The following is a 1,946-nucleotide window of genomic DNA, read 5'->3' on the forward strand; positions in this document are numbered from 1 at the left end:
AGCCGCGCCGCGCCGCGCGCGCCCTGTACTGGAAGGGCTGGCGCATTTCGTCCATTGCCCGACACTTAGGGATCAAGCGCAGCACCATCAATAGCTGGAAACTGCGCGACGAATGGGACAAGGCGCAGGCCATCGAGCACGTCGAAGCAGCGGCCGAGCTGCGCTTGGTGAAACTGATCGAAAAAGAGGTCAAGAGCGGCAGCGACTACAAGGAAATCGATCTGCTGATGCGCGCTATCGTGCAGGCGGCGCGCGTGCGCCGCTACGAGCAGCCGGGTGGCAACGAGGTCGATCTCAACCCCAAGCTGGCGAACCGCAATGCCGCCCCGAAGAAGAAGCCGACGCGCAACGATTTCAGCGAAGAACAGAAAATCCAGCTGCTCGACGCCTTCCAGGACTCGCTCTTCGACTATCAAAAGGTCTGGTATCGCAACGGCGACCAGCGCACGCGCGCCATTCTCAAAAGCCGCCAGATCGGCGCCACCTGGTACTTCGCGCGCGAGGCGCTGGCCGACGCCATGGCGACGGGCCGCAACCAGATTTTCCTGTCCGCCTCAAAAAGCCAGGCGCACGTCTTCAAGCAATACATCGTGCAGTTCGCGCGCGAGGCGGCCGGCATCGAGCTGACGGGCGATCCCATCGTCTTGCCGAACGGCGCGCACCTGTATTTCCTGGGCACCAATGCGCGCACGGCGCAGGGCTACCACGGCAATTTCTACTTCGATGAATTCTTCTGGACGCAGAATTTCCAGGAGTTGAACAAGGTGGCCTCGGGCATGGCCATCCACAAGAAGTGGCGCAAGACCTACTTTTCCACGCCATCCTCGACCACGCACCAGGCTTACCCGTTCTGGACGGGTGAGCTGTTCAACAAGCGCCGCGCCAAGGCCGATCAAGTCAACATCGACGTCAGCCACAGCCGTCTGTCGTCCGGCTTTACTGGAGAGGACAAGATTTGGCGTCAGATCGTCACCATCCTCGATGCCGAGCGTGGCGGCTGCAACCTGTTCGACATCGACGAGCTGCGCAACTTCGAATACAGCCCGGACCAGTTCGACAATCTGCTGATGTGCAATTTTATCGACGACTCGGCCTCGGTCTTCCCGCTGGCCGAGCTGCAGCGTTGCATGGTCGATTCGTGGGTCGAGTGGGACGACTACAAGCCCTTGCTGGGCCTGCGCCCGTTCGGTAACCGGCCCGTGTGGATCGGCTACGACCCGGCCTTGAACGGCGACAGCGCCGGCTGCGTCGTGCTGGCGCCGCCCATGACGGCCGGCGGCAAGTTCCGCATCCTGGAGCGCCACCAGTGGCGCGGGCAGAGCTTCGAGGATCACGCCGACGCCATCCGCCAGATGACCCAGCGCTACAACGTCGAATACATCGGCATCGACACGACCGGCATGGGCATCGGCGTGCTGCCGATCGTGCGCGGCTTCTTCCCGGCTGTGACGGCCCTGAACTACTCGCCCGAAGTCAAAACCCGCATGGTGCTGAAAGCCAAAAACATCATCAGCAAGGGCCGGCTGGAATTTGACGCCGGCTGGACCGACATCGCGCAATCGTTCATGGCCATCCACAAGACCCTGACACCAAGCGGGCGGCACGTCACCTATGTGGCTGGCCGCAGCGATGAAACCGGCCACGCCGATCTGGCGTGGGCCTGCATGCACGCCCTCGATCACGAGCCCTTCGAAGGCACCACCGACAACCACCACTCTTTCATGGAGATTTATTCTTGAGCAAAGCACGACACATGCGCGCGCGCGGCCGACAGGCCGAGAGCACCCCATCAACAGCGGCCACGGCGCCGGCCGCCGGCATCGAGGCGTTTTCCTTCGGCGACCCGACGCCCGTGCTCGAGCACGCCGACATTCTCGACTGCTTCGAGTGTTGGAAGAACGGCCACTGGTATGAGCCGCCCGTCAACCTGGCCGGCCTGGCCAAGT

1 protein-coding gene and 1 pseudogene are annotated in these 1,946 nt (G+C 62.6%); both read left to right on the forward strand.

Annotated elements, in window-relative coordinates; all coding sequences use genetic code 11:
• Positions 1-1,739, forward strand: a 1,739-nt coding sequence (locus JAB6_RS25985) for a terminase ATPase subunit family protein (RefSeq protein WP_139143503.1), incomplete at its 5' end; no start/stop codon positions are given.
• 14 nt (positions 1,740-1,753) lie between these two features.
• A pseudogene (locus tag JAB6_RS25990) lies at positions 1,754-1,946 on the forward strand (capsid portal protein); the annotation flags it as partial.

This window comes from Janthinobacterium sp. HH104, from assembly GCF_001758715.1.
Lineage (GTDB): Bacteria > Pseudomonadota > Gammaproteobacteria > Burkholderiales > Burkholderiaceae_D > Janthinobacterium > Janthinobacterium aestuarii.